Genomic DNA, 1,588 nt, shown 5'->3' on the forward strand with positions numbered 1-1,588 from the left:
AAAATTTTATGCTTAAATCAATACAATTTTAGTTTAAATAGTAAAATTCATTTAAAAATACTTGTATTTAGCTAATCTAAAGTAAATATTCTATAGTATTATAAAATACCCTTTATATTTTTAATTTTTATGGATTTTTAAAACTAATCAATATGCTCTAGTTCTAAAACTTTATTTATGCAATTGTCATCTTTTAAGTTTTTAGTTCTTTCACAATTGTTTACCTTAAAATCAGGAGTAGTTTTAACTTCCTCATCACATATTCCGTCTTTATTTAAGTACATTCCACTAGCCATTCTAACTATCAAGCCACTATTTTTCAATTCAAACAAAGCAGGATCTAATCCTCCTCCATCTCCTCCAGTCATTTCTCCAATTAAAGTTGCAAATTTAGATTCCTTACAAAACATAGCAAAAAATTCTGATGATGAATATACCTTTCTATCTGTAAGTAAATAAATATTTCCTTTAAAGTTTAAATTATCACTAGATTTTATTGTATAAGATGTATTTTCAAATCCATTAAACTTATTATAAACTTCTTTTGGAGCATTTTTTCTTATGCTATGAGGTAATTTTTCAGTAGAATTTAAATTTATTTTCCTTGAATCAGTATAATTTTTTATTAACTCACTTTTACTTCTATAAATTCTATATCCATTTATTTTAATATCATCATTTATAAGTTCAGAGACAATTCCTTGCCAATATGCATCACTTCCACCTTTATTTCCTCTTATATCTATAATTAAAGCCTTGTAATTGTCTAGTGTTTTAATATAATCTCCAACCATATTTAAATCATTTTTTATAGAACCCTTTTGAGGAGCCATAGATGGTAAATACATATAACCAACACTACCATTTACTGCATCTTTTAAAATCAACTCTTTTTTTAAAAAATTGCCATCACAAATGTTAATTTCAGATTTTATATTATCATATCTTTCTATAACTTTTTTATCATTAAGAAAATCATATAAATCATTTTTCGAATATGATTTTTTAAACATTTCATATCTTTTTTTATTATTTATTACCTCAGTATGCTTATTTCCTAATTCTGATAATATATCCGACATTTCATCTACAAACTCATCATCATTCTTAGTATCTTTAATTCTATTTATATATGTATACTTGTTAGATAACCAATCCTTTCCAGTACGCCTAGTATTTACGTCTAAGTATGGATACCCCTCCTCTATTGTATTATACATGTACTTAAAATCACTTACTTTCTCAGTTGTAGATAATTGATCTGATTTACTGTAAACCCTATTCCCAAATACAACGATAGATCCAAAAACAATTATTAAGAATAATAATTTCTTTTTCATTTAATTCACTTCCTTATTGCACTAATAACCTTAAACATTGTATCATCCATTTACAACAAAATCTAGTTTGCTAATTAATGATTTGAAAAGTTATTTGAAATTATGTTAAAATATATATTTTTTAATATAATTATTATTATGCTCTATTTTTAAATAAAATTATGTATACATTTAGTTAAAAAAAATACTACCATAAAATTATGGTAGCACTTAATAAAAGAGTAGTTATATAATATTTATTCAGATTT

1 protein-coding gene is annotated in these 1,588 nt (G+C 23.6%); it reads right to left on the reverse strand.

Translation table 11 applies throughout. From position 1 onward, the window contains the following. Positions 1-143 precede the first annotated feature (143 nt). The gene (locus VN21_RS04275) at positions 144-1,340 is read right to left on the reverse strand and encodes a S41 family peptidase (protein WP_046822203.1); all 1,197 of its coding nucleotides are present in this window, start codon (positions 1,338-1,340) and stop codon (positions 144-146) included. Positions 1,341-1,588: the final 248 nt, after the last annotated feature.

The organism is Paraclostridium benzoelyticum (assembly GCF_001006285.1).
Lineage (GTDB): Bacteria > Bacillota > Clostridia > Peptostreptococcales > Peptostreptococcaceae > Paraclostridium > Paraclostridium benzoelyticum.